This is a genomic window from Rahnella perminowiae (assembly GCF_019049695.1).
GTDB lineage: Bacteria > Pseudomonadota > Gammaproteobacteria > Enterobacterales > Enterobacteriaceae > Rahnella > Rahnella perminowiae.
This window is the reverse complement of sequence record NZ_JAFMOT010000081.1, coordinates 1-463: the sequence shown is the minus strand read 5'-3', so window position 1 is coordinate 463 and position 463 is coordinate 1. Positions and strand designations below refer to the sequence as shown.

General features: G+C 38.7%; 1 pseudogene. It reads left to right on the top strand.

The window, feature by feature from the left end:
- Nucleotides 1–463 (top strand): annotated as a pseudogene (locus J1781_RS00385) (hypothetical protein); the annotation flags it as partial.

Below are 463 nucleotides of genomic sequence, written 5' to 3'. Positions count from 1 at the left end.
AGACGAACATTCGTGATGATGAGGATTTTGCCGAAGATTTACCTGATATCAATCCTTACAACACGCTACCGGTATTTATTCATCGTGAATTGATTTTATATAACAATCGCATTATTTTTGAATACCTTGAAGAGCGCTATCATCAGAACAAACTGCTACCTGAAAATCCGATTGAAAAGGCACAATACCGTCAATTATGGTGGCGCATTGAGAAAGATTGGATTAAATTGGCAGATACGCTATTGACCGATAAGGATACATTAGATGTCAACCAAGCAAAGATTGCAAGAAAGCAACTGACTGAATCTCTGGTTACCATAGCGCCGCTGTTTGCCCATAAAGCTTTTTTTCTTTCAGATACCATGGGTGTATGTGATTGCATTTTGTCATCGATTTTATATCGCTTAAAACCCATGGGTATTGAATTGCCGCTGCACCTATGCCGTCCGTTGTATCAATATAT